At 64.4% G+C, this 26,889-nt stretch carries 24 protein-coding genes; 18 read left to right on the top strand and 6 right to left on the bottom strand.

The genetic code is table 11. The annotated features are described in order from the left end of the window. The first annotated feature begins 110 nt into the window (after positions 1-110). Positions 111-797 (top strand): DUF6901 family protein, encoded by a 687-nt coding sequence (locus HMPREF1224_RS17390; RefSeq protein WP_003091213.1) that lies wholly within the window; start codon positions 111-113, stop codon positions 795-797. 29 nt (positions 798-826) lie between these two features. Here HMPREF1224_RS17390 and HMPREF1224_RS17385 read toward each other — a convergent pair whose 3' ends face one another. Continuing rightward, the gene (locus tag HMPREF1224_RS17385) at positions 827-1,264 is read right to left on the bottom strand and encodes a universal stress protein (protein WP_003091210.1); all 438 of its coding nucleotides are present in this window, start codon (positions 1,262-1,264) and stop codon (positions 827-829) included. A 207-nt stretch (positions 1,265-1,471) separates the two neighbouring features. On the opposite strand from HMPREF1224_RS17385, the gene HMPREF1224_RS17380 reads away from it, so the two are divergent. Then, a complete protein-coding gene (locus HMPREF1224_RS17380) occupies positions 1,472-1,906 on the top strand; it encodes a hypothetical protein (protein WP_003109487.1) in 435 nt (144 codons plus the stop codon). Positions 1,907-1,922: 16 nt separating this feature from the next. On the opposite strand, the gene HMPREF1224_RS17375 is transcribed toward HMPREF1224_RS17380, so the two are convergent. After that, positions 1,923-2,741 (bottom strand): hypothetical protein, encoded by an 819-nt coding sequence (locus HMPREF1224_RS17375; protein ID WP_003119795.1) that lies wholly within the window; start codon positions 2,739-2,741, stop codon positions 1,923-1,925. Between the two features lie 427 nt (positions 2,742-3,168). On the opposite strand from HMPREF1224_RS17375, the gene fadB reads away from it, so the two are divergent. The 6 genes from fadB (at position 3,169) to HMPREF1224_RS17350 (ending at position 10,740) form a co-directional block, all read left to right on the top strand. Continuing rightward, positions 3,169-5,316, top strand: coding sequence for a fatty acid oxidation complex subunit alpha FadB (gene fadB, locus HMPREF1224_RS17370; RefSeq protein WP_010793201.1), 2,148 nt, complete (start codon positions 3,169-3,171; stop codon positions 5,314-5,316). 30 nt (positions 5,317-5,346) lie between these two features. After that, entirely contained in the window at positions 5,347-6,522 is a 1,176-nt protein-coding gene (gene fadA / locus HMPREF1224_RS17365; RefSeq protein ID WP_003113978.1) for an acetyl-CoA C-acyltransferase FadA, read from the top strand. 193 nt (positions 6,523-6,715) lie between these two features. Beyond that, positions 6,716-6,979, top strand: a complete 264-nt coding sequence (locus tag HMPREF1224_RS0111995; RefSeq protein WP_003109484.1) for a DUF1653 domain-containing protein — start codon at positions 6,716-6,718, stop codon at positions 6,977-6,979. A gap of 90 nt (positions 6,980-7,069) precedes the next feature. Next, positions 7,070-9,676, top strand: a complete 2,607-nt coding sequence (topA, locus tag HMPREF1224_RS17360; RefSeq protein WP_003091201.1) for a type I DNA topoisomerase — start codon at positions 7,070-7,072, stop codon at positions 9,674-9,676. Positions 9,677-9,782: 106 nt separating this feature from the next. Beyond that, positions 9,783-10,301, top strand: a complete 519-nt coding sequence (locus HMPREF1224_RS17355; RefSeq protein ID WP_003113979.1) for a DUF6586 family protein — start codon at positions 9,783-9,785, stop codon at positions 10,299-10,301. Positions 10,302-10,506: 205 nt separating this feature from the next. After that, entirely contained in the window at positions 10,507-10,740 is a 234-nt protein-coding gene (locus HMPREF1224_RS17350; protein WP_003109483.1) for a hypothetical protein, read from the top strand. Positions 10,741-10,761: 21 nt separating this feature from the next. Here the strand turns inward: HMPREF1224_RS17350 and sulA are convergent, their stop codons facing one another. Beyond that, the gene (gene sulA / locus HMPREF1224_RS17345; RefSeq protein ID WP_003091197.1) at positions 10,762-11,247 is read right to left on the bottom strand and encodes an SOS-induced cell division inhibitor SulA; all 486 of its coding nucleotides are present in this window, start codon (positions 11,245-11,247) and stop codon (positions 10,762-10,764) included. Between the two features lie 11 nt (positions 11,248-11,258). Beyond that, positions 11,259-11,873 (bottom strand): transcriptional repressor LexA, encoded by a 615-nt coding sequence (gene lexA / locus HMPREF1224_RS17340; protein ID WP_003091196.1) that lies wholly within the window; start codon positions 11,871-11,873, stop codon positions 11,259-11,261. Between the two features lie 231 nt (positions 11,874-12,104). On the opposite strand from lexA, the gene psrA reads away from it, so the two are divergent. The 3 genes from psrA (at position 12,105) to HMPREF1224_RS17325 (ending at position 14,769) form a co-directional block, all read left to right on the top strand. Next, the gene (psrA, locus tag HMPREF1224_RS17335) at positions 12,105-12,806 is read left to right on the top strand and encodes a transcriptional regulator PsrA (RefSeq protein WP_003091195.1); all 702 of its coding nucleotides are present in this window, start codon (positions 12,105-12,107) and stop codon (positions 12,804-12,806) included. Between the two features lie 215 nt (positions 12,807-13,021). Continuing rightward, on the top strand, positions 13,022-14,020 hold the full coding sequence (nagZ, locus tag HMPREF1224_RS17330; protein ID WP_003118092.1) for a beta-N-acetylhexosaminidase: 999 nt from the start codon (positions 13,022-13,024) through the stop codon (positions 14,018-14,020). 11 nt (positions 14,021-14,031) lie between these two features. Next, positions 14,032-14,769, top strand: coding sequence for an S-methyl-5'-thioinosine phosphorylase (locus tag HMPREF1224_RS17325; protein WP_003091193.1), 738 nt, complete (start codon positions 14,032-14,034; stop codon positions 14,767-14,769). A gap of 45 nt (positions 14,770-14,814) precedes the next feature. On the opposite strand, the gene HMPREF1224_RS17320 is transcribed toward HMPREF1224_RS17325, so the two are convergent. After that, a complete protein-coding gene (locus HMPREF1224_RS17320; protein ID WP_003091190.1) occupies positions 14,815-15,444 on the bottom strand; it encodes a CsiV family protein in 630 nt (209 codons plus the stop codon). Between the two features lie 10 nt (positions 15,445-15,454). Beyond that, on the bottom strand, positions 15,455-18,901 hold the full coding sequence (gene mfd, locus HMPREF1224_RS17315; protein ID WP_019395716.1) for a transcription-repair coupling factor: 3,447 nt from the start codon (positions 18,899-18,901) through the stop codon (positions 15,455-15,457). Positions 18,902-19,040: 139 nt separating this feature from the next. Here mfd and HMPREF1224_RS17310 point away from each other — a divergent pair, with 139 nt between their 5' ends. The 7 genes from HMPREF1224_RS17310 (at position 19,041) to nqrE (ending at position 26,886) form a co-directional block, all read left to right on the top strand. Next, on the top strand, positions 19,041-20,507 hold the full coding sequence (locus HMPREF1224_RS17310; protein WP_010793199.1) for a glyceraldehyde-3-phosphate dehydrogenase: 1,467 nt from the start codon (positions 19,041-19,043) through the stop codon (positions 20,505-20,507). Between the two features lie 101 nt (positions 20,508-20,608). Next, entirely contained in the window at positions 20,609-22,018 is a 1,410-nt protein-coding gene (locus tag HMPREF1224_RS17305) for an amino acid permease (RefSeq protein ID WP_003118089.1), read from the top strand. 258 nt (positions 22,019-22,276) lie between these two features. Further along, entirely contained in the window at positions 22,277-23,614 is a 1,338-nt protein-coding gene (locus tag HMPREF1224_RS17300) for a Na(+)-translocating NADH-quinone reductase subunit A (RefSeq protein WP_003143657.1), read from the top strand. A 3-nt stretch (positions 23,615-23,617) separates the two neighbouring features. Beyond that, entirely contained in the window at positions 23,618-24,829 is a 1,212-nt protein-coding gene (locus tag HMPREF1224_RS17295) for an NADH:ubiquinone reductase (Na(+)-transporting) subunit B (RefSeq protein ID WP_003109478.1), read from the top strand. Further along, positions 24,822-25,607, top strand: coding sequence for a Na(+)-translocating NADH-quinone reductase subunit C (locus HMPREF1224_RS17290; protein ID WP_003105182.1), 786 nt, complete (start codon positions 24,822-24,824; stop codon positions 25,605-25,607). Before HMPREF1224_RS17295 ends, HMPREF1224_RS17290 begins: the two co-directional genes overlap by 8 nt. Next, positions 25,604-26,278 (top strand): NADH:ubiquinone reductase (Na(+)-transporting) subunit D, encoded by a 675-nt coding sequence (locus tag HMPREF1224_RS17285; RefSeq protein WP_019395714.1) that lies wholly within the window; start codon positions 25,604-25,606, stop codon positions 26,276-26,278. Before HMPREF1224_RS17290 ends, HMPREF1224_RS17285 begins: the two co-directional genes overlap by 4 nt. Next, positions 26,278-26,886: an NADH:ubiquinone reductase (Na(+)-transporting) subunit E gene (nqrE, locus tag HMPREF1224_RS17280; RefSeq protein ID WP_003091182.1), complete on the top strand. Its 609-nt coding sequence runs from the start codon at positions 26,278-26,280 to the stop codon at positions 26,884-26,886. Before HMPREF1224_RS17285 ends, nqrE begins: the two co-directional genes overlap by 1 nt. The last annotated feature ends 3 nt before the right edge of the window (positions 26,887-26,889 follow it).

Here is a 26,889-nt window from a genome sequence, read left to right as displayed (position 1 = left end):
CTCATCTCGATGATCCTTGCGGGCCTTGCCGGCGGTGGGTGCAGTCCCCCGTCGGTCCCTCTGGCTGGCGTCATTGACGGGCCGGCCGTCTCCCGAGAAAGGATCAGTCCATGGCAATCGAGTACCGCATCACGCTGGACGACCAGCATCAGCTCAACTATCGCATCGAGCTGGAGCGGCACTACGACCCGCAGGCGGCTGCCGCAGCGCCGCGCTGGACGCGCCTGGAACACAATCGCTGCAGCAACTGCCCGCTCGATCGCGAACGCTACAGCCATTGTCCGGCGGCGGTCGACCTGCATGGGGTGATCGAGGATTTCCGCAACCTGCCGGCGTTCCGCAAGGCCGGCATCTGCGTGCGCACGCCGGAGCGCGAGTACATCAAGCAGGCGGGCCTGGAGGAAGGACTGCGCGCGCTGATCGGCTTGATCATGGCCAGCAGCGCCTGTCCGCTGCTGGCGCCGCTGAGGCCGATGGCCATGCAGCACCTGCCGTTCGCCAGCAACCAGGAGTTCGTGCTGCGGGTGGTGCCGCTGTACCTGATGCGCCAGTACTTCAACTTCCGCGAGGGGCGGCATGCCGATTGGGAACTGAAAGGGCTGGTGCGGCTGTTCCAGCAGTTGCAACTGGTCAACCAGGCGTTCTGGCAGCGAATCCACGACACCTGTGTCAGCGATTCCAACCTGAAGGCGTTCCTGACCTTCTTCTCGCTGTCGTCGAGCATCAGCTATTCGCTGGAAACCCAGTTGCAGAAGATCCGCCCGCTGGTGATGAGCGCCGAGGAAACGCTCGGCTGAGGCGCAGGCCCCGGCCGAGCGGGGAGAGATCAGGCTTTCTTCAGGTGCACCGCGAGCACGTCGCAGGGCGCGCCGTGCAGCACGTCGTTGGCAGTGGAACCGAGCAGCAGCGCTAGGCCGTGGCGACCGTGGCTGCCGACCACGATCAGGTCGCAGGCCTGTTCCGCGGCGAGGCGGTGGATTTCCTGGCGCGGTTGCCCGTAGACCAGGTGGCGCTGCTCGCTGCCGAGGTCCGGATAGCGTACGGCGAAGGCATCCAGGCGTTCACGGGCCTGGTCGAACTGCTGCTGCTGCAACATCGACAGGTCCATCGGCACGTCCCCACCGAAGGCCATGGCCATGGGCTCGACCACATGCACCACCGAGAGCCGGGCCTGGTTGCTGGTGGCCAGGGCCGCCGCACGCTTCATCACCGGGTCGCATTCGTCGGTCAGGTCGACGGCGACCAGAATGTGTTGATAGGGCATGAACGTCTCCTCCCAGAAGGGGATAGTGTTTTCATTATGGACTTTCGCGCCGCGCGTGGAACCTGTTCCGTTGCGCTGGGCAAAAAGCTGCTCCGCCGTGGTCGCATTCGCCTGTAAACTGCGCCTCCCTTGGCGACTGCGACCGATCCTGCCTGCGCGCGCGGATCGAGGCAAATGCCTTAACCGTTTTTCGAGTGTCCGTTCCTTATGACCACTTGGCTGGTGATCCTGCTGCTGGCTGTCATGCTCAGTCCCCTGGCCTGGCTGATGCCGTCCAACAGGCAGCGCGGCAAGATGGCCCTGCGCCTCGAGGCGCGCCGTCTCGGCCTGGCCATGCAGCTCGCGCGCCAGGATTGGCCGCATTGGCTGGAGAGCGCTCCGCCGACGTCCTGCGCGCAGTTCCACTGCCCGCGCCGACGCGGCCGGGAGGCCTGGTGCTATTGGCAGAATACCCCGGGCCAGTGGCTGAACCAGTGGCGCGAGCCGTGCGCGGACGATGAGTTGCTGGACGCCCTGCGCAGCCTCCCCGGGGATGTCTACAAGGTGGAGGCGACCGCCCAGTTCCTTGCCCTGTATTGGGGCGAGCGCGGCGATAGCGCCGACCTCGGGCGCATCGCCGAGTTTCTCCGCCAGCGCGCCTGAGGCGGCGCGCCGAGGTTCATTGGTTGCGCGCGGCATACAGCGCGGCGACCTTCTCCAGGCCATCGATGATCCGGTCTGCATTCTTGTTGACCAGGAACGGCACGCTGTTCTGGTTGTAGTTGCGCAGGGACTTCTCGATGTAGTGCCACTTGATCGCCACGCTGCGCAGCGCCCTGGCGATCTCCTCGTCGTTCTGCGGCGCCTGCTGCAGCTTCAACAGGTTGACCGAAAAGCGGCTGGCCAGGTCGTCCAGTGGACGCTCCTCGCCGCCGCCGAAGAAGCTGGCGCCCACCGATGCGTTGCGCGAGGCATAGTCCAGAGCAATGTCCTGCATCAGCAGGCTCTGTTCGCGGCTCTGCTCGGTGAGCGTCGGCACCGTGGCGGCGTTTTCCCGTTGCAGGCTGCGATACAACTGGCCGCCGAGGTCCATCAGTTGCTGGTTGCGTCGTGCCAGGTCGGCGACCGGTTGCAGGTCGCTGTAGCCCTTGTTGCGCACCGCGCCGGTCAGCTTGTCGAGGTCTTGCGCATAGTCCCGCCATTGCTCGCGAAGCTGGCCCAGCAGGCGCCGGGATTCGCTGCCGTTCACGCCGTCGAGTCGCTGCAGGCGGGCTTCCGCCGTCTGCGCCGAGCTTTCGATCAGGCTGGCGTAGCGTTGATCGCCTTCCTGGCCGACGTACATGAAGAAGGCGTTCAGGGATTTCTGCGTGGCGAGCCGCATCTGGTGCAGGGCGAGCAGGTCATCGGCGGTCCCTGCCGCGAAGACGGGGAGGCTCAGCAGGCCGAGCAGGGCCAGACAAAGAGTGAACGGACGGCAGATCATGGGTTCCATCTCCATGTGGCCCTGGAGGCCTTCTTGTTGTTCTTTTGTAACGGCCCGTGGCCGATCATGCATGGCGATCTGCGGCGACTCTAGCCTGCCTTTCCGCACCGGGACAAGCGCCCACGGCACCGATCATCGAACATCTGAATGGTCCGACAGAGGCTGGCTGAATGGCCCTGCGCAGAGGGCCTGGAGGAGGGCAGGTGTTTTCCGGATGGCTGATTGACAATTCCCGGCTTTTGCCGGAATGTGTGCGCACCCAAGTCAAACGGGCGTATGAATCGAGCGTTTGCCTCGCGCAGGCCTCGACAATAGAGACCCGGTTATCGCGTCGGCGGGTGTGCCGAAGGGTTTGGGACTATGCTCGGCGGTTGCCGAAAGGGTCCCGACACGGCGTCCGATGTGTAAGTTCAAGCTTCCATAATAGCGTGGAGATCAGTTGATGATTTACCAAGGTAAAGCCATCACGGTTAAGCCTCTTGAGGGCGGCATCGTCGAGTTGAATTTCGATCTCAAGGGCGAGTCCGTCAACAAGTTCAACCGTCTCACCCTCAGTGAGTTGCGTGCGGCAGTCGATGCGATCAAGGCCGATGCATCGGTCAAGGGCGTGATCGTGACCAGCGGCAAGGACGTGTTCATCGTTGGTGCCGACATCACCGAGTTCGTTGACAACTTCCAGCTGCCCGACGAGGAACTGATGGCGGGCAACCTCGAAGCCAACAAGATCTTCAGCGACTTCGAAGACCTGGACGTACCCACCGTTGCCGCGATCAACGGCATCGCCCTCGGCGGCGGCCTGGAGATGTGCCTGGCCGCGGACTTCCGCGTGATGAGCGCGACCGCCAAGGTCGGCCTGCCGGAAGTCAAGCTGGGCATCTACCCGGGCTTCGGCGGCACCGTCCGCCTGCCGCGCCTGATCGGCTGCGATAACGCCGTCGAGTGGATCGCCTCGGGCAAGGAAAACAAGGCCGAGGACGCCCTGAAGGTCGGCGCCGTCGACGCCGTGGTCGCTCCCGAGCAACTGCAGGCCGCTGCCCTCGACCTGGCCAAGCGCGCCGTCGCCGGCGAGCTGGACCACAAGGCACGGCGCCAGCCGAAGCTGGAAAAGCTGAAGCTGAATGCAATCGAGCAGATGATGGCCTTCGAAACCGCCAAGGGCTTCGTCGCCGGCCAGGCCGGTCCGAACTACCCGGCGCCGGTGGAAGCCATCAAGAGCATCCAGAAGGCCGCCAACTTCGGCCGCGACAAGGCGCTGGAAGTCGAAGCCGCCGGCTTCGTCAAGCTGGCCAAGACCTCGGTCGCGCAGAGTCTGATCGGCCTGTTCCTGAATGACCAGGAACTGAAGAAGAAAGCCAAGAAATACGACGAAGTCGCCAAGGACGTGAAACTGGCCGCCGTGCTCGGCGCCGGCATCATGGGCGGCGGCATCGCCTATCAGTCGGCGCTCAAGGGCACCCCGATCCTGATGAAGGATATCCGCGAAGAGGGTATCCAGATGGGCCTGAACGAGGCCGCCAAGCTGCTCGGCAAGCGCGTCGAGAAGGGTCGCCTGACCCCGGCGAAGATGGCCGAGGCGCTCAATGGCATCCGTCCGGCCATGTCCTATGGCGACTTCGGCAACGTCGACATCGTCGTCGAAGCCGTCGTCGAGAACCCCAAGGTCAAGCAAGCCGTGCTCGCCGAAGTGGAAGGCGCGGTGAAGGAAGACGCGATCATCGCCTCCAACACCTCGACCATCTCCATCAGCCTGCTGGCCCAGGCGCTGAAGCGTCCGGAAAACTTCTGCGGCATGCATTTCTTCAACCCGGTGCACATGATGCCGCTGGTGGAAGTGATCCGTGGCGAGAAGACCGGTGAAACCGCCATCGCCACCACCGTCGCCTACGCCAAGAAGATGGGCAAGAGCCCGATCGTGGTCAACGATTGCCCCGGCTTCCTGGTCAACCGTGTGCTGTTCCCGTACTTCGGCGGCTTCGCCAAGCTGCTGAGCTTCGGCGTCGACTTCGTGCGCATCGACAAGGTGATGGAGAAGTTCGGCTGGCCCATGGGCCCGGCCTACCTGTCCGACGTGGTCGGCATCGACACCGGCCACCATGGCCGCGACGTCATGGCCGAGGGCTTCCCGGACCGCATGGCGGTCGAGGGCAAGACCGCCGTCGACGTGATGTACGAGGCCAACCGCCTGGGCCAGAAGAACGGCAAGGGCTTCTACGCCTACGAGACCGACAAGCGCGGCAAGCCGAAGAAGGTCACCGATCCGCAGGCCTACGAAGTGCTCAAGCCGATCGTGGTCGAGCAGCGCGAAGTGACCGACGAGGACATCGTCAACTTCATGATGATCCCGCTGTGCCTGGAAACCGTGCGTTGCCTGGAAGACGGCATCGTCGAGACCGCTGCCGAGGCCGATATGGGCCTGATCTACGGCATCGGCTTCCCGCCCTTCCGTGGTGGTGCTCTGCGCTACATCGATTCGATCGGTGTCGCCGAGTTCGTGGCCCTGGCCGACAAGTACGCCGAGCTGGGCGCGCTGTACCACCCGACCGCGAAGCTGCGTGAAATGGCCAAGAACGGTCAGAAATTCTTCGGTTAATCGCGGAACGACTAGAGCGAGAGTGAATTTATGAGCCTGAATCCGAGAGACGTCGTCATTGTCGACTTCGGCCGCACCCCGATGGGTCGTTCCAAGGGTGGCATGCACCGCAACACCCGCGCCGAGACCATGTCGGCGCACCTGATCAGCAAGCTGCTGGAGCGTAACCCGAAGGTCGACCCGGCCGAAGTGGAAGACGTGATCTGGGGCTGCGTCAACCAGACCCTGGAGCAGGGCTGGAACATCGCGCGCATGGCGTCGCTGATGACCCAGATCCCGCACACCAGCGCCGCGCAGACCGTCAGCCGCCTGTGCGGTTCGTCGATGAGCGCGCTGCACACCGCCGCCCAGGCGATCCAGACCGGCAATGGCGATGTATTCGTCATCGGCGGCGTGGAGCACATGGGCCACGTCGGCATGATGCATGGCGTCGACCCGAACCCGCACCTGTCCCTGTACGCCGCCAAGGCCTCGGGCATGATGGGCCTGACTGCGGAAATGCTCGGCAAGATGCACGGTATCAGCCGTGAGGCGCAGGACAAGTTCGGCGCGCGTTCGCACCAACTGGCCTGGAAGGCCACCCAGGAAGGCAAGTTCAAGGACGAGATCATCCCGATGGAAGGGTATGACGAGAACGGTTTCCTGAAAGTCTTCGACTTCGACGAGACCATTCGTCCGGAAACCACCGTCGAGACCCTGGCCGAGTTGAAGCCGGCGTTCAATCCGAAAGGCGGCACCGTGACCGCGGGGACCTCCTCGCAGATCACCGACGGTGCCTCCTGCATGATCGTGATGTCGGCCCAGCGCGCCCAGGACCTGGGCATCCAGCCGATGGCGGTGATCCGCTCCATGGCCGTGGCGGGTGTCGACCCGGCGATCATGGGCTACGGCCCGGTGCCGTCGACCAACAAGGCGCTCAAGCGTGCCGGCCTGACCATCGCCGACATCGATTTCGTCGAACTCAACGAAGCCTTCGCCGCCCAGGCCCTGCCTGTGCTGAAGGACCTCAAGCTGCTCGACAAGATGGACGAGAAGGTCAACCTCCACGGCGGCGCCATCGCCCTGGGTCACCCGTTCGGTTGCTCCGGTGCGCGCATTTCCGGCACCCTGTTGAACGTGATGAAGCAGAACGGCGGTACCCTTGGCGTGTCCACCATGTGCGTGGGCCTGGGACAGGGTATCACCACCGTCTTCGAGCGCATCTAAGCGTTCGTCGAAGGGGAAAGCCGGGGCCTCGTGCCCCGGCTTTCGTTTTTCAGTGTCAGTCGTTTCCGGCTGTATCGAGCGAATGACGCCCCGGGAGCGCGGGTTTGCCTATTGTGCGATCCGTGCCTATACCGGGCTGTTGTATGTCGGCATTGTGCCGTTGTTTTCCGATTTTCGAGACAAGGTAAGGAACATGGACCTGCAGGCTGGGCTCTATCGTCATTACAAGGGACAGAACTACCGGGTCCTGGGTGTCGCGCGGCATTCGGAGACGGAAGAGGCGCTGGTGATCTACCAGGCGCTGTACGGCGAATTCGGTCTCTGGGTGCGTCCGCTGGAGATGTTCACCGAGGCCGTGGAGGTCGATGGCGAGTGGGTGCCGCGCTTCGTCCTGGTGAGTCCCGAGGCCGATCCCCTGGGCTTGCAGAAAGCTCCCGGCGGGGAAGACCGCGCTTGACCTTGGCTCGTTCGCCACTATATATAGCGGTGCCGCGCTAGTCGCTCCCTCCTTTATATTCATCTTTTCGACGCAGGAACCTTCCGATCCATGGGTAAATCGCTGGTCATCGTGGAATCCCCGGCCAAGGCCAAGACCATCAACAAGTACCTGGGCAGCCAGTACGTGGTGAAGTCGAGCATCGGCCACATCCGTGACCTGCCCACCAGTGGTTCGTCGAGTTCCAAGGAGCCGGCGGCCAAGGGCCGCAAGAGCGCCTCCGAGGCGCCGGCGCTGTCACCGAAGGAGAAGGCCAGGCGCCAACTGGTCTCGCGCATGGGGGTCGACCCCGAGCATGGCTGGAAGGCCAAGTACGAGATCCTGCCCGGCAAGGAAAAGGTCATCGACGAGCTGCGCCGCCTGGCCAAGGACGCCGACACCGTCTATCTCGCGACCGACTTGGACCGCGAAGGGGAGGCCATCGCCTGGCACCTGCGGGAAGCCATCGGCGGCGACGAAAGCCGCTACAAGCGCGTGGTATTCAACGAAATCACCAAGAAGGCCATCCAGGAGGCCTTCTCCCAGCCCGGCGAGCTCGATATCAACCGGGTGAACGCCCAGCAGGCGCGGCGTTTCCTCGACCGCGTGGTCGGCTACATGGTCTCGCCGCTGCTCTGGCAGAAGATTGCCCGTGGGTTGTCCGCCGGCCGCGTGCAGTCGGTGGCGGTGAAGCTGGTGGTGGAGCGCGAACGCGAGATTCGCGCCTTCGTCCCGGAAGAGTACTGGGAAGTGCATGCTGACCTCGGTACCGCCAAGGGCGCCAACGTGCGCTTCGAGGTTACCCGTGAGAAGGGCGAGGCCTTCAAGCCGCTCAACGAAGCCCAGGCCATGGCGGCCCTGGAAAAGCTCAAGGCCTCGGCCTATAGCGTCGCCAAGCGCGAGGACCGGCCGACCTCCAGCCGACCCTCGGCGCCGTTCATCACTTCCACCCTGCAGCAGGCGGCGAGCAACCGCCTGGGCTTCGGGGTGAAGAAGACCATGATGATGGCCCAGCGTCTCTACGAGGCCGGCTACATCACCTACATGCGTACCGACTCGACCAACCTGTCGGCCGATGCCATTGGCATGGTCCGCGGTTTCATCGAGGACGAGTTCGGCCAGAAGTACCTGCCGGGCAAGGCCAACGTCTACTCGAGCAAGGAGGGCGCCCAGGAAGCGCACGAGGCGATCCGTCCTTCCGACGTCAACCTCAAGCCGACCCAGCTGTCCGGCATGGAGCGTGACGCCGAGCGCCTGTACGACCTGATCTGGCGCCAGTTCGTGGCGTGCCAGATGACCCCGGCCGAATACCTCTCGACCAGCGTGAGCGTCACCGCCGGCGATTTCGAGCTGCGCGCCAAGGGCCGCATCCTCAAGTTCGACGGTTATACCCGGGTACTGCCGCAGCAGAGCAAGCCGGGCGAGGACGACGTCCTGCCGGAAATGAAGGAAGGCGAGAACCTCAAGCTGATCAAGCTCGATCCGAGCCAGCACTTCACCAAGCCGCCGGCGCGCTACTCCGAAGCGAGCCTGGTCAAGGAACTGGAGAAGCGCGGTATCGGCCGCCCCTCGACCTACGCGGCGATCATCTCCACCATCCAGGAGCGCGGCTACGTAACCACCCACAACCGCCGCTTCTATGCGGAGAAGATGGGCGACATCGTCACCGATCGGCTCAACGAGAGCTTCGCCAACCTGATGGACTACGGTTTCACCGCCGGGATGGAGGAGCATCTCGACGACGTGGCCCAGGGCGAGCGCGACTGGAAGCACCTGCTCGACGAGTTCTACGGCGATTTCAAGAAGAAGCTCGAGGTGGCCGAAGTCAGCGAGAAGGGGATGCGCGCCAACCAGCCGACCCTGACCAACATTCCCTGCCGCGAGTGCGGCCGGCCGATGATGATTCGTACCGCCTCCACCGGCGTGTTCCTCGGCTGCTCGGGCTACAGCCTGCCGCCGAAGGAGCGTTGCAAGGCGACCGTCAACCTGATTCCCGGCGACGAGATCGCCGCGGACGACGAGGGCGAGTCCGAGTCGCGGGTGTTGCGTGGCAAGCATCGCTGCCCGATCTGCAGTACCGCGATGGACGCCTACCTGCTGGACGAGAAACACAAGCTGCATATCTGCGGCAACAACCCCGACTGTCCGGGCTACGAGATCGAGGAAGGCCAGTACCGGATCAAGGGCTACGAAGGGCCGAGCCTGGAATGCGACAAGTGTGGCAGCGAGATGCAGTTGAAGACCGGCCGTTTCGGCAAGTTCTTCGGTTGCACCAATCCGACCTGCAAGAACACCCGCAAGCTGCTGAAGAATGGCGAGGCGGCGCCGCCGAAGATGGACGCCATCCGCATGCCTGAATTGAAGTGCGAGAAGGTGGACGATATCTACGTGCTGCGCGACGGCGCTTCGGGCATGTTCCTGGCCGCCAGCCAGTTCCCGAAGAACCGCGAGACCCGCGCGCCGTTGGTGAGCGAGATCATCCCGCACAAGGCCGAGCTGGATCCCAAGTACCATTACCTCTGCGACGCCCCGCAGAAAGACCCGGACGGCCGTCCCGCGGTGATCCGTTTCAGCCGCAAGACCAAGGAGCAATACGTGCAGTCCGAGGTCGATGGCAAGCCCACCGGCTGGCGCGCCTTCTACGATGGCGGCAAGTGGAAGGTCGAAGACAAGCGCTGATGGATGGCGCGCCCGCTTGCATGGGGCGCGCTTATACTGCGCGAAGGCCGGGCGCTGACCTGGCCTGCGCTCCGCATTCCTTCCAGTTTTAATCGGGAGTACCGGCATGGCCCAAGAGCTTTATACCCGCACCAACCAGAAGCTGTATTTCGCCGGGTTGGCTCTGGAGGCCTGGAAGCGAGCCGATGCCGAGCGGGCGATGAATGCCCAGGCGATCATCCAGGGGGAGCGCGAGTCGGCGCTGTTCCACCTTTATGGCGCAGTGCTCGGTGTATGCCATGAGATCGCCGGTTACTACCGTCTGCCGCAGGCTGCCGCTCCTCGCGTGGATGCATTGCTGAATGCCGAAGTGCTGGCGGCCGCGCCCAGCCCCGAGCTGGCTGAACTGGTGGAGTTGGCGTCGCAGCCGGAAACCTGGCTGGGCCAGTTGCTGGGCGCCTACTCCGAGCTGTTCCTGCCGCCGCGACCGACCAAGGCAGCGAAGATCGACCCCAGCACACCGTTGATCGTTGCCGTGAGTATCGACGAAGAAGCCCCCTTGCTTTCTCGCGAAACCCTCGAGGAATGGCGGCAGTCGCTGAAGCAATTGGTCCTGCGTTTTCGCGAGAGCCTGACGGAGCTGTAACGCCGTCGTCATTCGCCGATCAGCGGTAGGACATTTTCCTACCGTTCCACTCGGTTGATTTGCCAGCAAAAAAATTTAGCGGATGCCGTCCGGGCGCTCTGGAACCGCCGTTACAGGCGCGAGAGCGGAACTGGAAGGCGGATGCGGGCTAGGGATGCACTGGATGGGCTGTTACAATGTCGCGTCTTCGTAGAGAGCGTCTGTCATGCCAACATCCTTCCTTGAAATCGTAGAAATGCCCGACGGGCGCATCGTGCTGCGTCGCGCCGATGACGAGGAGGCGTTGGTGACCCTGGAGTTCTCCGGGGACGCGAAGAATTTCCTGCAAGGCCAGCATGTCGAAGTGGCCAAGGCCATGTTCAATGTCGGCGTGCAAATGGCCGGTCGTCTTGCCGAGGGCGAGATGGAACACGACGAAGGCCCCCGCGTCCTGCACTGAACGCTGTCCCCCGCCGTTTTTTCAACCCAGACGAATATTCAGGCTCTGTGCTTGGCCCAGTTGGGCGGCGCGGGACAGTTGCTTGCGCGCCGCCCGGCTCAGCGGTTCCAGCCAACTGACCACGGTGTGGCTGCGGCCCAGGCGCAAGGCCTCGCAACTGAGCGCCAGGGCAGCGGCGTTGTCCTTCGCCTGCAGTAGCAGGATGCGCTCGCGGTTCAGGCCGGCGCGGCGCAGCCATTCATGGGTCAGGCTCGCCGGCGGAGCGATCAGGGTCAGCCAGCGGGCATCCTGTTCCTCGCTGAGCTCGCGGAGAATCGGTGCGAGCAGGGTCAGGCAGTGCCCCGGCAGGCCGCTGAGCGAAAGTTCGCTAAAGGCAGCGGGTTCCTCGATGGAGGCGCTGGAAGGGCTGTCGATGACATCGTCGAGCAAGGGTGCGCCGTTGCTGGCCCAGAACGCTTCCTGGAACAGTGGCAACTGGGCGCTGGGCAGCGAGTGGGAGGTCTGCATGGTATCTCCTGTCAGCGCCGGATCACGCCGACGCTCAAGCCTTCGATGATCAGTTCCTGCTCCTTCAGATCGACTTCGATCGGAGCGAACTCAGGGTTTTCCGCCAGCAGCCAGACCTTGCTGCCTTCGCGCTTGAAGCGTTTCACCGTGACCTCCTCGCCGATCCGCGCGACCACCACCTGGCCGTTGCGCGCTTCGCGGGTGACGTGGACGGCCAGCAGGTCGCCGTCGAGGATGCCGATGTCCTTCATGCTCATGCCGCGCACGCGCAACAGGTAGTCGGCGCGAGGATTGAAGAAGGCGGGATTGATACGGCAGGATTCCTCGATGTTCTGTTCGGCGAGGATCGGTGCGCCGGCGGCGACCCGTCCGATCACCGGCAGGCCCTCATCGTCGTTGGCGGCATGCGGTTCGAAGCCGGGAATGCGGATGCCGCGAGAGGCGCCCGGAGTCATTTCGATGGCGCCCTTGCGTGCCAGCGCCTTGAGGTGCTCCTCGGCGGCGTTCGGCGACTTGAAGCCGAGTTCCTGGGCGATTTCCGCCCGGGTCGGCGGAAAGCCGTGGTCTTCCAGGCAGCGCTTGATGAAGGAGAGGATCTCGGCTTGGCGGGGCGTCAGCTTCTGCATGTCGTCGCTCTGTGTTTTTATCCAGTGACTGGGATTATATACAGTGAGCGGGGCGTGGCAATGATTTTCCGCATGACATTTCGTCCTGCGTCACGATGAAGTTGGCCAGTGTCTTGCTTCCGTTTTTCGGGACTTCTCTGTAATTTTCCTGACTGGTGCGTCATCTGCCGCTTGACAAGGGATGTGGCTGAAACGTATGTTTCAAACAAGTGTTTGTCAGGCGGAGAAACCATGGCCCAGTCGGAAACCGTCGAACGCATTCTCGATGCGGCGGAACAGCTGTTCGCGGAAAAAGGCTTCGCCGAAACCTCGTTGCGTCTGATCACCAGCAAGGCCGGGGTCAACCTGGCGGCGGTGAATTATCACTTCGGTTCGAAGAAGGCGCTGATCCAGGCGGTGTTCTCGCGCTTCCTCGGGCCATTCTGCGCCAGCCTGGAAAAGGAGCTGGATCGTCGCCAGGCCAAGCCCGAGGCCCAGCACGCCACCCTGGAGGACCTCCTGCACCTGCTGGTGTCCCAGGCGATGGCGGTGAAGCCGCGCAGCGGCAACGACCTGTCGATCTTCATGCGCTTGCTCGGCCTGGCCTTCAGCCAGAGCCAGGGGCACCTGCGCAAGTACCTGGAGGAGGTCTACGGCAAGGTCTTCCGGCGCTACATGCTGCTGGTCAACGAGGCTGCGCCGAAGCTGCCGCCCATCGAGCTGTTCTGGCGCGTGCACTTCATGCTCGGCGCGGCCGCCTTCAGCATGTCGGGGATCAAGGCCCTGCGGGCGATGGCGGAAACCGATTTCGGCGTGAACACTTCCACCGAGCAGGTGATGCACCTGATGGTGCCGTTCTTCGCTGCCGGCATGCGCGCCGAGAGCGGCATCGACGATCCGCTGCTGGCCGGGGCGCAACTGCGCCCGCGGAACAAGACGCCCGCCAAGGCCTGATCGCAGACGGCGCCCCAGGGCGCCGTTTTCCTTTCTCCTTTCTCCTTTCTCCTTTCTCTGTGCTCCGGGCGGAACTCCATGCGCCGGGCCGGCTCCATTGGCAGGCGCGCGGTACCGCCCCGGGACTTAAGTCTTTCTGCCGGGTGCAGTACAGTGTGCGCTGTCTGAGGCCCGTGACGGCGGGCTTCGCTGATTTCCAGGCCATAGGACTTTTCATGCAAGGCTCTCTGATGCTCGACATCGGCGGCACCTGGCTGACCGCCGAGGACCGCCAAATCCTGCGCCACCCCGAGGTGGGCGGGCTGATCATCTTCGCTCGCAACATCGAGCATCCTGCCCAGGTTCGCGAACTGTGTGCGGCCATTCGCGCCATCCGTCCCGACCTGTTGCTGGCCGTCGACCAGGAAGGAGGGCGCGTGCAGCGCCTGCGCCAGGGCTTCGTGCGCCTGCCGGCGATGCGCGCGATCGCCGACAACCCCAATGCCGAAGAGCTGGCCGAGCATTGTGGCTGGCTGATGGCGACCGAGGTGCAGGCGGTCGGCCTCGACCTGAGTTTCGCGCCGGTGCTGGATCTCGATCACCAGCGCAGCGCCGTGGTCGGTAGCCGCGCCTTCGAGGGCGACCCGGAGCGTGCCGCGCTGCTTGCCGGTGCTTTCATTCGCGGCATGCATGCCGCCGGGATGGCCGCCACCGGCAAGCATTTTCCCGGTCACGGCTGGGCCGAGGCCGATTCCCATGTGGCGATTCCCGAAGACGCGCGCAGTCTCGAGGAAATCCGGCGCAGCGACCTGGTTCCGTTCGCCCGCCTGGCCGGACAGCTCGACGCGCTGATGCCGGCCCATGTCATCTATCCGCAGGTCGACCCGCAGCCCGCCGGCTTTTCCCGGCGCTGGTTGCAGGAGATCCTGCGCGGCGAGCTGAAGTTCGACGGGGTGATATTCAGCGACGACCTGTCGATGGCCGGCGCCCATGTGGTCGGCGACGCCGCCAGCCGCATCGAGGCCGCCCTGGCCGCGGGCTGCGACATGGGCCTGGTGTGCAACGACCGGGCTTCCGCCGAGCTGGCCCTGGCTGCCCTGCAACGCCTGAAGGTGACCCCGCCGTCGCGTCTGCAACGCATGCGTGGCAAGGGCTACGCGAATACCGACTATCGCCAGCAGCCGCGCTGGCTGGAAGCACTGTCCGCGTTGCGCGCTGCGCAACTGATTGATTGAGGGAGCTGTCGATGAGTGTCTACGCGATTATCGGAGGAACCGGCCTGACCCAGCTGGAAGGGCTGACGCTGAGCGAGTCCCTGCCGATCGAAACGCCGTATGGCGCGCCGTCCGCGCCGCTCCAGCGTGGCCGCTACGCCGGGCGCGAGGTGCTGTTCCTGGCACGTCACGGTCATCCGCACCGCTTCCCGCCGCACCAGGTGAACTACCGGGCCAATCTCTGGGCGCTGAAGCAGGCGGGTGCCGAGGCGGTGATCGCGGTCAACGCGGTGGGTGGCATCCATGCGGCGATGGGAACGGGGCACCTGTGCGTGCCGCACCAGTTGATCGACTACACCTCGGGACGCGAGCACACCTATTTCGCCGGCGATATCGAGCATGTCACCCATATCGACTTCAGCCACCCCTATGACGAGCCGTTGCGCCAGCGCCTGATCGAGGCGTTGCGTGCGTTGGGGCTGGCGCACAGCAGCCATGGGGTCTACGCCTGCACCCAAGGGCCGCGCCTGGAAACGGTGGCGGAAATCGCCCGGTTGGAGCGGGACGGCAACGATATCGTCGGCATGACCGGCATGCCCGAGGCGGCACTGGCCCGCGAGCTGGACCTGCCCTACGCCTGCCTGGCGCTGGTGGTCAATCCCGCGGCGGGGAAGTCGGCGGGGATCATCACCATGGCCGAAATCGAACAGGCGTTGCACGATGGCATTGGCAAGGTGCGCGAGGTGTTGGCGCGGGTCCTGGCCGGCTAGGCGGCCATCGCAACGAAAAAAAGGCCGCTATTGCGGCCTTTTTCGCTATTGCGCAGGAGGTGCGGCGTCGAAACCGCCTTCGACGGGAGGCGCGTCCGCCGGTGCCTGCTGTTCTTCCATTTCCATGGGATTGGGGGCGGCGGGACGGGCGCCGACCGGCACCACCTTGATCAGGATGCCCAGGCTCGGATGGTCGAGATAGGTCAGTTCGCCATTCTTCAGCCGCGTGCCCTGCCTGATGTGCTGGCTGCCGGCGAGGAAACCGTCGTCGCCGAAGCGATTGACCCAGAAATCGGCCTCCATGTCGACGAAGCGCACCTGGCTGAGGGTCAGCGTACCTTCCACCGGGAAATGATGATCCTGTTCCTGGCCTTCGCTGAGGGCGATCTTCACCGGGGTCTCGCCGATGTCCTGGCGCCAGGCCTTGTGCAGCAGCACGGTGTAGCCGTTGTCCTGGCTGAGCTTGGCGAGCTGGTTGTCGAGCGCGGTGGCGCGCAGGGCGTCGCTGGCCAGCGGCTGTGCGCCGGTGGCCCAGTCGTCCGGCGCCGGCTGGCTGGACGGCACGGCATCGCCGGCCTGGCGGAACACCACCAGTTCCACCTGGTAGGGACCGCCGGCGAATGCCGCGGGGGCGGCCAGTGAGAGCAGCAGGGCAAGGCAACGGAACAAGCGCATAGGCTAATCCTTAGGTGGTTTGCGGTGTCAGGCGCTCGAACAGCGCCTCCAGGGTATTGAAGCGTTCTTCCGGTCGTTCCATGGGCACCTGGAAGCGGAACAGGGTTGCGCCTTCGAACTTGTAGCGGTTCGGCTGGCCCTGGATCAGCTTGATCAGTACCAGCGGGTCGACCTGGGTATCGGCGGCGAATTCTATACGACCGCCCTGCGGTCCGGCATCGACCTTGAGGATTCCAAGTTTTTCCGCCTGCAGCTTCAGAAGGGTCAGGCGCATCAGGTTCTTCGCCGGATCGGGCAGGAGCCCGAAGCGGTCGATCATCTCCACCTGCAACTCGCGCAAACCTTCCTCGTCAGGGGCGTTGGCGATGCGCTTGTAGAGGATCAGCCGGGCATGCACGTCGGGCAGGTAATCCTCGGGGATCAGCGCAGGCACCCGCAGGTTGACCTCCGGCCCACCGCCCAGCGGCTGCTCGAGGTTCGGCTGCTCGCCCTTGCGGATGGCCTTCACCGCCCGTTCGAGCATTTCCATGTAGAGGGTGAAGCCGACCGCCTGGATCTGCCCGCTCTGGCCGTCACCGAGCAACTCGCCGGCGCCGCGGATCTCCAGGTCGTGGGTGGCGAGGACGAAGCCGGCGCCCAGGTCCTGGGCGTTGGCGATGGCTTCCAGGCGTTTCTCGGCGTCCGGGGTCATCTGACGGCGCGGCGGTGTCAGCAGGTAGGCGTAGGCCTGGTGGTGGCTGCGACCGACGCGGCCGCGCAACTGGTGCAACTGGGCCAGGCCGAACTTGTCGGCGCGCTCGATGAGGATGGTGTTGGCGCTGGGCACGTCGATGCCGGTCTCGATGATGGTCGAGGCCACCAGCACGTTGAAGCGCTTGTGGTAGAAGTCGCTCATCACCTGTTCCAGCTCGCGCTCGTGCATCTGTCCGTGGCCGATGCCGATGCGCGCCTCCGGGACCAGTTCGGCGAGGTCGCGGGCGCACTTCTCGATGGTCTTCACTTCGTTGTGCAGGTAGTACACCTGGCCGCCGCGCAGCAGTTCGCGGAGCAGCGCTTCCTTGATCACCGCGCTCTGCTGCTCCATGACGAAGGTGCGCACCGACAGGCGGCGCGCCGGCGGCGTGGCGATGATGGACAGGTCGCGCATGCCGGAGACGGCCATGTTCAGGGTCCGCGGGATCGGCGTGGCGGTGAGGGTGAGGATGTCCACTTCGCTGCGCAGGGCCTTGAGCTGCTCCTTCTGGCGCACCCCGAAGCGGTGTTCCTCGTCGATCACGACCAACCCCAGGTTGGCGAACTTCACGTCTTCCTGGAGCAGCTTGTGGGTCCCGATGAGGATGTCGATCTTGCCTTCGGCCAGTAGCCGCGCAGCGTTCTCGACTTCCTTGGCGCTCTTGAAGCGGCTCATCACCTCGACGCTCACCGGCCAGTCGGCGAAGCGGTCGCGGAAGCTGTTGTAGTGCTGCTGGGCGAGCAGGGTGGTGGGCACCAGCACCGCCACCTGCTTGCCGCTATGCACGGCGACGAACGCCGCGCGCATCGCCACTTCGGTCTTGCCGAAGCCGACGTCGCCGCAGACCAGGCGGTCCATGGGCCTGGGCGCGAGCATATCGGCGACCACCGCCTCGATGGCGCTTTGCTGGTCCGGCGTCTCCTCGAACGGGAAGCCGGCCGAGAAGGTCGCGTAGTCGGCCTGCGGATCCTTGAACGCGAAGCCTTCGCGGGCGGCGCGGCGGGCGTAGATGTCGAGCAGCTCGGCGGCGACGTCGCGGACCTGCTCGGCGGCCTTGCGCTTGGCCTTTTGCCAGGTTTCCGAGCCGAGCCGGTGCAACGGCGCCAGGGCGTCGTCGGCGCCGGTGTAGCGGGCGATCAGGTGCAGGTTGGCGACCGGCACGTAGAGCTTGGCGTCCTCGGCGTATTGCAGCATGAGGAATTCCGCCTGCTGGTTGTCCACCTCGAGGGTGATCAGGCCCAGGTAGCGGCCGACGCCATGGTCGATGTGCACCACCGGCGCGCCTTCGCGCAGCTCGGTGAGGTTCTTGATCACCGCGTCGCCGCCGTCGCGGGTCTTTTCCCGGCGCCGGCGCTGCATGACGCGCTGGCCGAACAGCGGGCTTTCGGCGACCAGGGCGAGGGCCGGATGGTCCAGCAGCAGGCCCTCGTCCAGCGGCGCGATGCTGATCGCCAGGCGTGCCTGGCTGGCGAGGAAGGCCGGCCAGCCGTCGACTTCCTCGGGGCGCAGCTTCAGTCGGGCCAGCAGCTCCAGCAGGACTTCCCGGCGTCCGGCCGATTCGGCGCAGAACAGTACGCGGCCGGGGAACTCCTCGATGAACCGGCGCAGCGCGGCCAGCGGCTCGGCGGCCTTGGCTTCGATCGCCAGGTTCGGCAGCGGCAGGGCCGGGAAGCGCTCGCGCCCGACGCCCGGCTCGACGTCCTCCTGGCTGGCGACCACCCGTGGCCAGTTCTTCAGCCGGGCGAAGCAGTCTTCCACCGGAAGGAACACTTCCGCCGGCGGCAGCAATGGCCGTTCCGGATCGACCCGGCGGTCCTCGTAGCGGCTGCGTACGTCATTCCAGAACTGCTCCGCGGCCTGTTCGATGCCGGGCAGGGAGAACACCTGGGTGTCTTGCGGCAGGTAGTCGAAGAGGGTCGCGGTTTCCTCGAAGAACAGCGGCAGGTAGTACTCGATTCCCGAGGGTGTCAAACCGCTGGCGAGGTCCTGGTAGATCGGGCAGCGCCGGTAGTCGACGTCGAAGCGCTCGCGGAAGCGGCCGCGGAAGCCGGTGACCGCTTCCTTGTTCAGGGGGAATTCGCGTGCCGGCAGCAGGCGGATCGACTCGACCTTGTCGATGGAGCGCTGGGTCTCCGGGTCGAAGGTGCGCAGGGTCTCGATCTCGTCGTCGAACAGGTCGATACGGAAGGGCAACTCGCTGCCCATCGGGAACAGGTCGATCAGCGCGCCGCGGACGGCGAACTCGCCGTGCTCGTAGACCGTGTCGACGCAGCGGTAGCCGGCGCCTTCCAGGCGCAGGCGCATCCGCTCGACGTCGAGTTTCTGGCCGACGTCGAGGACCAGGCTGCTGCCGAGCAGGAAGCGGGTCGGCGCCAGGCGGTGCAAGGCGGTGGAGATCGGCACCACCAGCACGCCGTGCTTGAGCTGCGGCAACTGGTAGAGGGCGGCGATGCGCTGGGAAATGATGTCCTGGTGCGGCGAAAAGACGTCGTAGGGCAGGGTTTCCCAATCGGGGAAATGCAATACCGGCAGGTCGGGGGCGAAGAACCGCAGTTCCTGTTCCAGGCGTTCGGCATTCTGGCTGTCGGCGGTCAGCAGCAGGGTGAAGCGCTTGGCGGAACTGGCGGCCTCGGCGACAGCCAGGCTCAGCGCGGCACCGGGGAGGTTGCCCCAGTGTTGCTTGCCGGCGCTGGCCGGCAGGCTGGGAAGACGCAGTACGGACACGGGCAAGCTGGGCTCCGGTCGGGAATTTGACCCGCCGGATTGTAACTTTCCCGACTGCTGGATGTCAGTCTTCCGACTGCTGCAGATTGCCGAGCCTGGCCGGCGCGGTCATAATGTAGCCCCTTTTTTCATCCCCTACATGTGGAAGGTATTGCCCGTGACTCAGAAGCCCGACCAGTGTCTCGGTGAATGGATCGATCGTGAAGCCATCGCGGAAGCCATGATCCCGCTGATTGGCCAGCTCTACCGCAATAACAATGTGGTGACCTCGATCCATGGCCGTGGTCTGATCAACCGCTCGGTGATCGCGATCATGAAGGCGCATCGTTTCGCCCGTCATCGCATGGCTGATGACGCCGAGCTGTCGGTTCACGAGACGTTCCCGATCCTCAAGGCGATGAGCGAGCTCAAGCTGGGCGCCGCTTCCGTCGATCTGGGCAAGATGGTCGCCAAGTTCAAGGCAGAAGGTAACGGCCGCAGCATCGAGGACTTCGTCAAGGCCGAGCTGGCCGAGGTGGTCGGCAAGCAGAACGGCGATGCCCGCGAAGGCACCGACGTCGTGCTCTACGGCTTCGGCCGCATCGGCCGCCTGCTGGCGCGCATCCTGATCGAGAAGACCGGCGGCGGCGACGGCCTGCGCCTGCGCGCGATCGTCGTGCGCAAGGGCGCCGAGAACGACCTGGTCAAGCGGGCCAGCCTGCTGCGTCGGGACTCGGTGCACGGTCCGTTCGACGGCACCATCACCATCGACGAAGAAAACAACACGCTGACCGCCAACGGCAACCTGATCCAGGTGATCTACTCCAACGACCCGGCGTCGATCGACTACACCCAGTACGGCATCAAGAACGCCCTGCTGGTCGACAACACCGGCAAGTGGCGCGACGCCGAAGGCCTCGGCCAGCACCTGAAGTGCCCGGGGATCGATCGCGTGGTCCTTACCGCTCCGGGCAAGGGTGCGCTGAAGAACATCGTGCACGGTATCAACCACACCGACATCGGCGCCGACGACAAGATCATCTCGGCCGCCTCCTGCACCACCAACGCCATCGTGCCGGTGCTGAAGGCCGTCAACGACCAGTACGGCATCGTCAACGGTCACGTCGAGACCGTCCACTCGTACACCAACGACCAGAACCTGATCGACAACTTCCACAAGGGCAGTCGTCGTGGCCGCAGCGCGCCGCTGAACATGGTGATCACCGAGACCGGTGCCGCCACCGCCGCGGCCAAGGCCCTGCCGGTGCTGAAAGGCAAGCTGACCGGCAATGCGATCCGCGTGCCGACGCCGAACGTGTCCATGGCGATCCTCAACCTGAACCTGGAAAAGGCCACCACCCGCGAAGAGATCAACGAGTACCTGCGCCAGATGGCCATGCACTCGGACCTGCAGAAGCAGATCGACTTCGTCAGCTCCCAGGAAGTGGTTTCCACCGACTTCGTCGGTTCGCGCCATGCCGGCGTGGTGGACGCCGAGGCGACCATCTGCAACGACAACCGTGTCGTCCTGTACGTGTGGTACGACAACGAGTTCGGCTACAGCTGCCAGGTAGTGCGCGTGATGGAAGACATGGCTGGGGTCAACCCGCCGGCCTTCCCGCGTTGATGCGCAAGGCGTAGAGGAAAACGGGAGCTCTCGGGCTCCCGTTTTTCATTTCTGTGGATAACCAGAACAAGAAACTACTCACTTCGATTTAGGGTTTTTCAATGGATGGTCAACATCTGCACCAGGGCGAGCTGAAGCGTGGCCTGAAGAATCGCCACATCCAGTTGATCGCGCTGGGCGGGGCGATCGGCACCGGGCTGTTCCTCGGCTCGGCGGGCGTCATCAAGACGGCCGGCCCGTCGATGATCCTCGGTTACGCCATTGGCGGCTTCATCGCCTTCCTGATCATGCGCCAGCTCGGCGAGATGATCGTCGAGGAGCCGGTGGCCGGCTCCTTCAGTCACTTCGCACACAAGTACTGGGGCGGATTCGCCGGTTTCCTTTCCGGCTGGAACTACTGGGTGCTGTACATCCTGGTGGGCATGTCGGAGCTGACCGCGGTGGGCAAGTACATCCAGTATTGGTGGCCGGACGTGCCGACCTGGGCGACGGCGGCGGCGTTCTTCGTGCTGATCAACGCGATCAACCTGGCCAACGTGAAAGCCTTCGGCGAGACCGAGTTCTGGTTCGCGATCATCAAGGTAGCGGCGATCGTCGGCATGATCCTGCTCGGTATCTACCTGCTGGTCGGCGGCGGTGGCGGACCGCAAGCCTCGGTGAGCAACCTGTGGGACCGCGGCGGCTTCTTCCCCAACGGTCTCAGCGGCCTGGTGATGACCCTGGCGATCATCATGTTCTCCTTCGGGGGGCTGGAGTTGGTGGGTATCACCGCCGCCGAGGCGTCCGAGCCGCGGAAGGTGATCCCGAAGGCGATCAACCAGGTGATCTACCGGATCCTGATCTTCTATATCGGCGCCCTGGCGGTGCTGCTCTCGCTGTATCCATGGGACCAGTTGGTGGAGACCATCAACGCTTCCGGCGACGACTACAGCGGCAGCCCGTTCGTGCAGATCTTCTCGTTGATCGGCAGCGGCACCGCGGCCAACATCCTCAACTTCGTAGTACTCACCGCGGCATTGTCGGTCTACAACAGCGGCGTCTACTGCAACAGCCGGATGCTCTACGGCCTGGCCGCCCAGGGTGACGCGCCGAAGGTGCTGATGTCGGTGGACCGCCGGGGCGTGCCGGTGCTGTCGATCCTGGTCTCGGCGCTGATCACCTTCCTCTGCGTGATCGTCAACTACGTATTGCCGCACAAGGCGCTGGAGCTGCTGATGTCGCTGGTGGTGGCGGCGCTGGTGATCAACTGGGCGATGATCAGCCTGTCGCACCTGAAGTTCCGCGCGGCGATGAAGCGCCAGGGCGTGGACACCTTCTTCAAGGCGCTCTGGTCGCCGTTCAGCAACTACCTGTGCCTGGCCTTCGTGGTGTTCATCCTTGGCATCATGCTGATGATCCCCGGGATCAACATCTCGGTGTACGCCATTCCATTCTGGCTGCTGCTGATGTGGTTGTGCTACCGGGTCAAGCTGTCGCTGGCGGAAAGGCGCGGGCTCGGCCAGCAGGCCTGAGCCTGCGGGTGGCGCAGGACGGGAGCTTCGGCTCCCGTTTTTCATTTCGCACGGGCATGTTTTTCTGTCGTTTTCTGTTACGCGTTTCAAGACCCGGTGTGCGGCTTGGGTGGCTCCCGGGGAGGTGGCTCTTTATAATCCCGTGGTTACCTTGCGGGGCCATTCATCAATCGTGCCAATTCAGTACGTTGCGCGCGATGATGGTCATTTTCTGACTTGGGCCTCGTCTTTTCTGTCCACGACCACTAGGCACTAGACATGATCAAGATAAAACGTGGCCTGGACCTGCCCATCAGCGGCGCCCCCGAACAGCGCATCGAGGCAGCACGCCCGGTACGCAGCGTGGCGTTGATCGGTTTCGACTACCACGGCATGAAGCCGACCATGGCGGTGCAGGTAGGCGACCGGGTGAAGCTGGGGCAGGCGCTGTTCACCGACAAGAAGAATCCCTCCGTCAGCTATACCGCACCCGGCGCCGGTGTGGTCAGTGCCATCCATCGTGGCGAGAAGCGCGTCCTGCAATCGGTGGTCATCGATCTCGACGGCGACGAGCAACTGGAGTTCGCCCGTTATCCCGCTGACAAACTCGCCACGCTGAGCGCCGAGCAGGTTCGCGACAACCTGTTGCAGTCGGGCCTGTGGACCGCGCTGCGGACCCGGCCGTTCAGCAAGGTGCCCGATCCCGAGTCCAGCCCCAGTTCGATTTTCGTCACTGCCATCGATACCCAGCCGCTGGCCGCCGATCCGCAGGTGGTTATCGCGGAGCAGGGCGAGGCCTTCCAGGCCGGGCTGACGGTGCTCGGGCGCCTGGCCCGGGTGTTCCTGTGCAAGGCGGAAGGCGTTTCGCTACCCGGCGAGGCGCTCTCCGGCGTGACCGCGCAAGCCTTCGCCGGTCCGCATCCGGCGGGCCTGCCCGGCACCCATATCCACTTCCTTGACCCGGTGGGTGCCGGCAAGAGCGTGTGGAACCTGAACTACCAGGACGTGATCGCCATCGGCAAGCTGTTCACGACCGGGCAATTGTGGACCGAGCGGGTGATCGCCCTGGCCGGTCCGGTGGTGGAAAAGCCACGTCTGGTGCGCACCCGCTTGGGCGCCAACCTCGACGAACTGGCCGCCGGCCAGTTGCAGCCGGGCAACAACCGACTGATCTCCGGCTCCGTGCTGGGCGGTCGCACCGCCCATGGCGCCTACGCCTACCTGGGGCGCTACCACCTGCAGTTGTCCTGTCTCAAGGAGGGCGACCAGCGCGAGTTCCTCCACTACCTGCGCGCCGGGGTGGAAAAGCATTCGCTGCTCAACGTGTTCGTCTCCAGGCTGCTCGGCGGCAAGCGCTTTGCCTTCACCACCAGCACCAACGGCAGCCCACGGGCGATGGTGCCGGTAGGTAACTACGAGGCGGTGATGCCGCTGGATATCCTGCCGACTCAACTGCTGCGCTACCTGATCGTCGGCGACACGGAAATGGCCCAAAAGCTCGGCGCCCTGGAACTCGACGAAGAGGACCTGGCGCTGTGCAGCTACGTCTGCGCCGGCAAGTACGAATACGGCCCGATTCTGCGGGACAATCTGGCACGCATCGAGCAGGAGGGCTGAGCCATGGGTTTGCGTAACCTGCTCGACAAGGTCGAGCATCATTTCGAGAAGGGCGGGCGCTACGAGAAGTGGTACCCGCTGTACGAAGCCGTGGACACCTTCCTCTATCGTCCGGGCAGCGTCACCCGCACCACTGCACACGTGCGCGACGGCATCGACCTGAAGCGCATGATGATCATCGTCTGGCTATGCACCTTCCCGGCGATGTTCTTCGGCATGTACAACGTCGGCCACCAGGCCAACCTGATCTTCGCCCAGAGCCCCGACCTGTTGAGCGCCCAGGATGGCTGGCGCTTCGCCCTGATCGGCGCGCTGGCCGGGTTCGACCCGAACAGCTTGTGGGATTGCCTGGTCCAGGGCGCCGCGTACTTCCTGCCGGTGTACCTGACCACCTTCATCGTCGGCGGTTTCTGGGAGGTGCTGTTCGCCAGCATCCGCCGCCACGAGGTCAACGAAGGCTTCTTCGTCACCTCGGTGCTGTTCGCCCTGACCCTGCCGCCGTCCGTCCCGTTGTGGCAGGTAGCCCTGGGGATCAGCTTCGGCGTGGTGCTGGGCAAGGAAGTGTTCGGCGGCACCGGGAAGAACTTCCTCAATCCGGCACTGGTCGGCCGGGCCTTCCTGTTCTTCGCCTACCCGGCGCAGATGTCCGGCGACGCGGTATGGACCTCGGTGGACGGCTTCGCCGGCGCCACCTCGCTGAGCCTGGCCGCCGCCGGCGGCGTGGACAACATCCTCGGCCACGGCTTGACCTGGATGGATGCCTTCCTCGGCCACATGCAGGGTTCGATGGGCGAGACCAGCACCCTGGCGATCTTCATCGGCGGCGCCGTGCTGCTGCTGACCCGCATCGCCTCCTGGCGCATCGTCGCCGGGGTGATGCTGGGGATGGTCGCCATGAGCTACCTGTTCAACGCCATCGGCTCGGCCAGCAACCCGATGTTCGCCATGCCCTGGTATTGGCACCTAGTCACCGGCGGCTTCGCCTTCGGCATGATCTTCATGGCCACCGACCCGGTCTCGGCGTCCATGACCGATACCGGCAAGTGGCTGTTCGGCGCTCTGATCGGAGTGATGGTCATGCTGATCCGGGTGGTCAACCCGGCGTTCCCGGAAGGCATGATGCTGGCGATCCTGTTCGCTAACCTGTTCGCACCGCTGATCGACCATTTCGTCGTTCAGGCCAACATCAAGCGGAGGCTGGCGCGCAATGGCTAATCAAGAATCCACCACCCGCACACTGCTGGTAGCCCTGGTGGTGTGCCTGGTCAGCTCGGTGTTCGTCGCCGGCGCGGCGGTGGCGCTGAAGCCGACCCAGGCGGAAAACCGCCTGCTCGACAAGCAGCGCAGCATCCTCGCCATCGCTGGTCTCGGCGAGCCGGGCATGTCCGGCAAAGAGGTCAAGGCGCTGTTCGACAGTCGCATCACCGCCAAGGTGGTCGACCTGCAGAGCGGCACCTTCAGCGATGCCCAGGACCCGCTCGGCTACGACCCGCTGAAAGCGGCCAAGGACCCGGCGCTGTCGGATGCGCTGCCCGCCGCCGAGGACATCGCCTCGATCAAGCGCCGCGAGCGCTATACCACGGTCTACCTGGTGGAGACCGACGGCAAGCTCGACACACTGATCCTGCCGGTGCGCGGCTACGGTCTGTGGTCGACCCTCTACGGCTTCCTGGCGCTCAAGGGCGACCTCAATACGGTCGCCGGCTTCGGCTTCTACCAGCATGGCGAGACCCCCGGTCTCGGCGGCGAGGTCGACAATCCGAAATGGAAGGCGCTGTGGGTCGGCAAGACCCTCTACGACGCCCAGGGCGATCTTGCCGTACAGATCATCAAGGGCTCGGTGGACCCGCAATCGGCGAAGGCGACCCACCAGGTCGACGGCCTGGCCGGCGCCACCCTGACCAGCAAGGGCGTCGACAACCTGCTGCATTTCTGGCTCGGCAAGGACGGTTTCGACGCCTTCCTCGCCAATCTGCGCAAAGGGGAGGCGTGATGGCTGCTCAACCCACGATCCGCGAAGTCCTGTTCAATCCGGTCTTCCAGAACAATCCGATCGGCCTGCAGATCCTCGGGATCTGCTCGGCGCTGGCGGTAACCTCGAACCTGAAGACCGCTACCGTCATGGCCATCGCCCTGACCCTGGTGACCGGCTTCTCCAACCTGTTCATCTCGATGATCCGCCGGCAGATTCCCAGCTCGATCCGGATGATCGTGCAGATGGTGATCATCGCCTCGCTGGTGATCGTCGTCGACCAGGTGCTCAAGGCCTATGCCTATAGCCTGAGCAAGCAGCTCTCGGTGTTCGTCGGGCTGATCATCACCAACTGCATCGTGATGGGCCGCGCCGAAGCCTTCGCCATGGCCAACCCGCCGCTCGTGTCGTTCTTCGACGGCATCGGCAACGGTCTCGGCTACAGCGCCATGCTGCTGGTGCTGGGCTTCGTCCGCGAGCTGTTCGGCGCCGGCAAGCTCTTCGGCATCAGCGTGTTGCCGACGGTCAACGATGGCGGCTGGTACCAGCCGAACGGCCTGCTCCTGCTGCCGCCTTCGGCGTTCTTCCTGATCGGCCTGATCATCTGGGCCCTGCGGACCTGGAAGAAAGACCAGGTCGAGGCCCCGACCTACAAGATGGCCCCGCAGGTATCCAGCAAGGAGGCTTACTGATGGAGCACTACATCAGCCTGTTCGTGAAGGCCGTGTTCGTCGAGAACATGGCGCTGGCGTTCTTCCTCGGCATGTGTACCTTCATCGCCATCTCGAAGAAGGTGGAGACCGCCATCGGCCTGGGTATCGCGGTGATCGTGGTGCAGACCATCACCGTGCCGGCCAACAACCTGATCTACACCTACCTGCTCAAGGACGGCGCGCTGGCCTGGGCCGGGCTGCCCGAGGTGGACCTGAGCTTCCTCGGCCTGCTCAGCTACATCGGGGTGATCGCCGCCATCGTGCAGATCCTCGAGATGCTCCTCGACAAGTACGTACCCAGCCTCTACAACGCGTTGGGCGTGTTCCTGCCGCTGATCACGGTGAACTGCGCGATCATGGCCGGCTCGCTGTTCATGGTCGAGCGCGACTACAACCTTGCCGAGAGCACGGTGTACGGCGTCGGCTCGGGCTTTTCCTGGGCGCTGGCGATCGCCGCGCTGGCGGGTATCCGCGAGAAGCTCAAGTACAGCGACGTCCCCGAGGGCCTGCAGGGCCTGGGGATTACCTTCATCACCATCGGCCTGATGTCGTTGGGCTTCATGTCGTTCTCCGGCGTGCAGTTGTAAGGA

This window comes from Pseudomonas sp. P179 (assembly GCF_000478485.2).
In the GTDB taxonomy this organism is placed as follows: domain Bacteria; phylum Pseudomonadota; class Gammaproteobacteria; order Pseudomonadales; family Pseudomonadaceae; genus Pseudomonas; species Pseudomonas aeruginosa.
The sequence above is the reverse complement of the archived record's forward strand: the minus strand, read 5'-3'. Positions and strand labels throughout refer to the sequence as shown.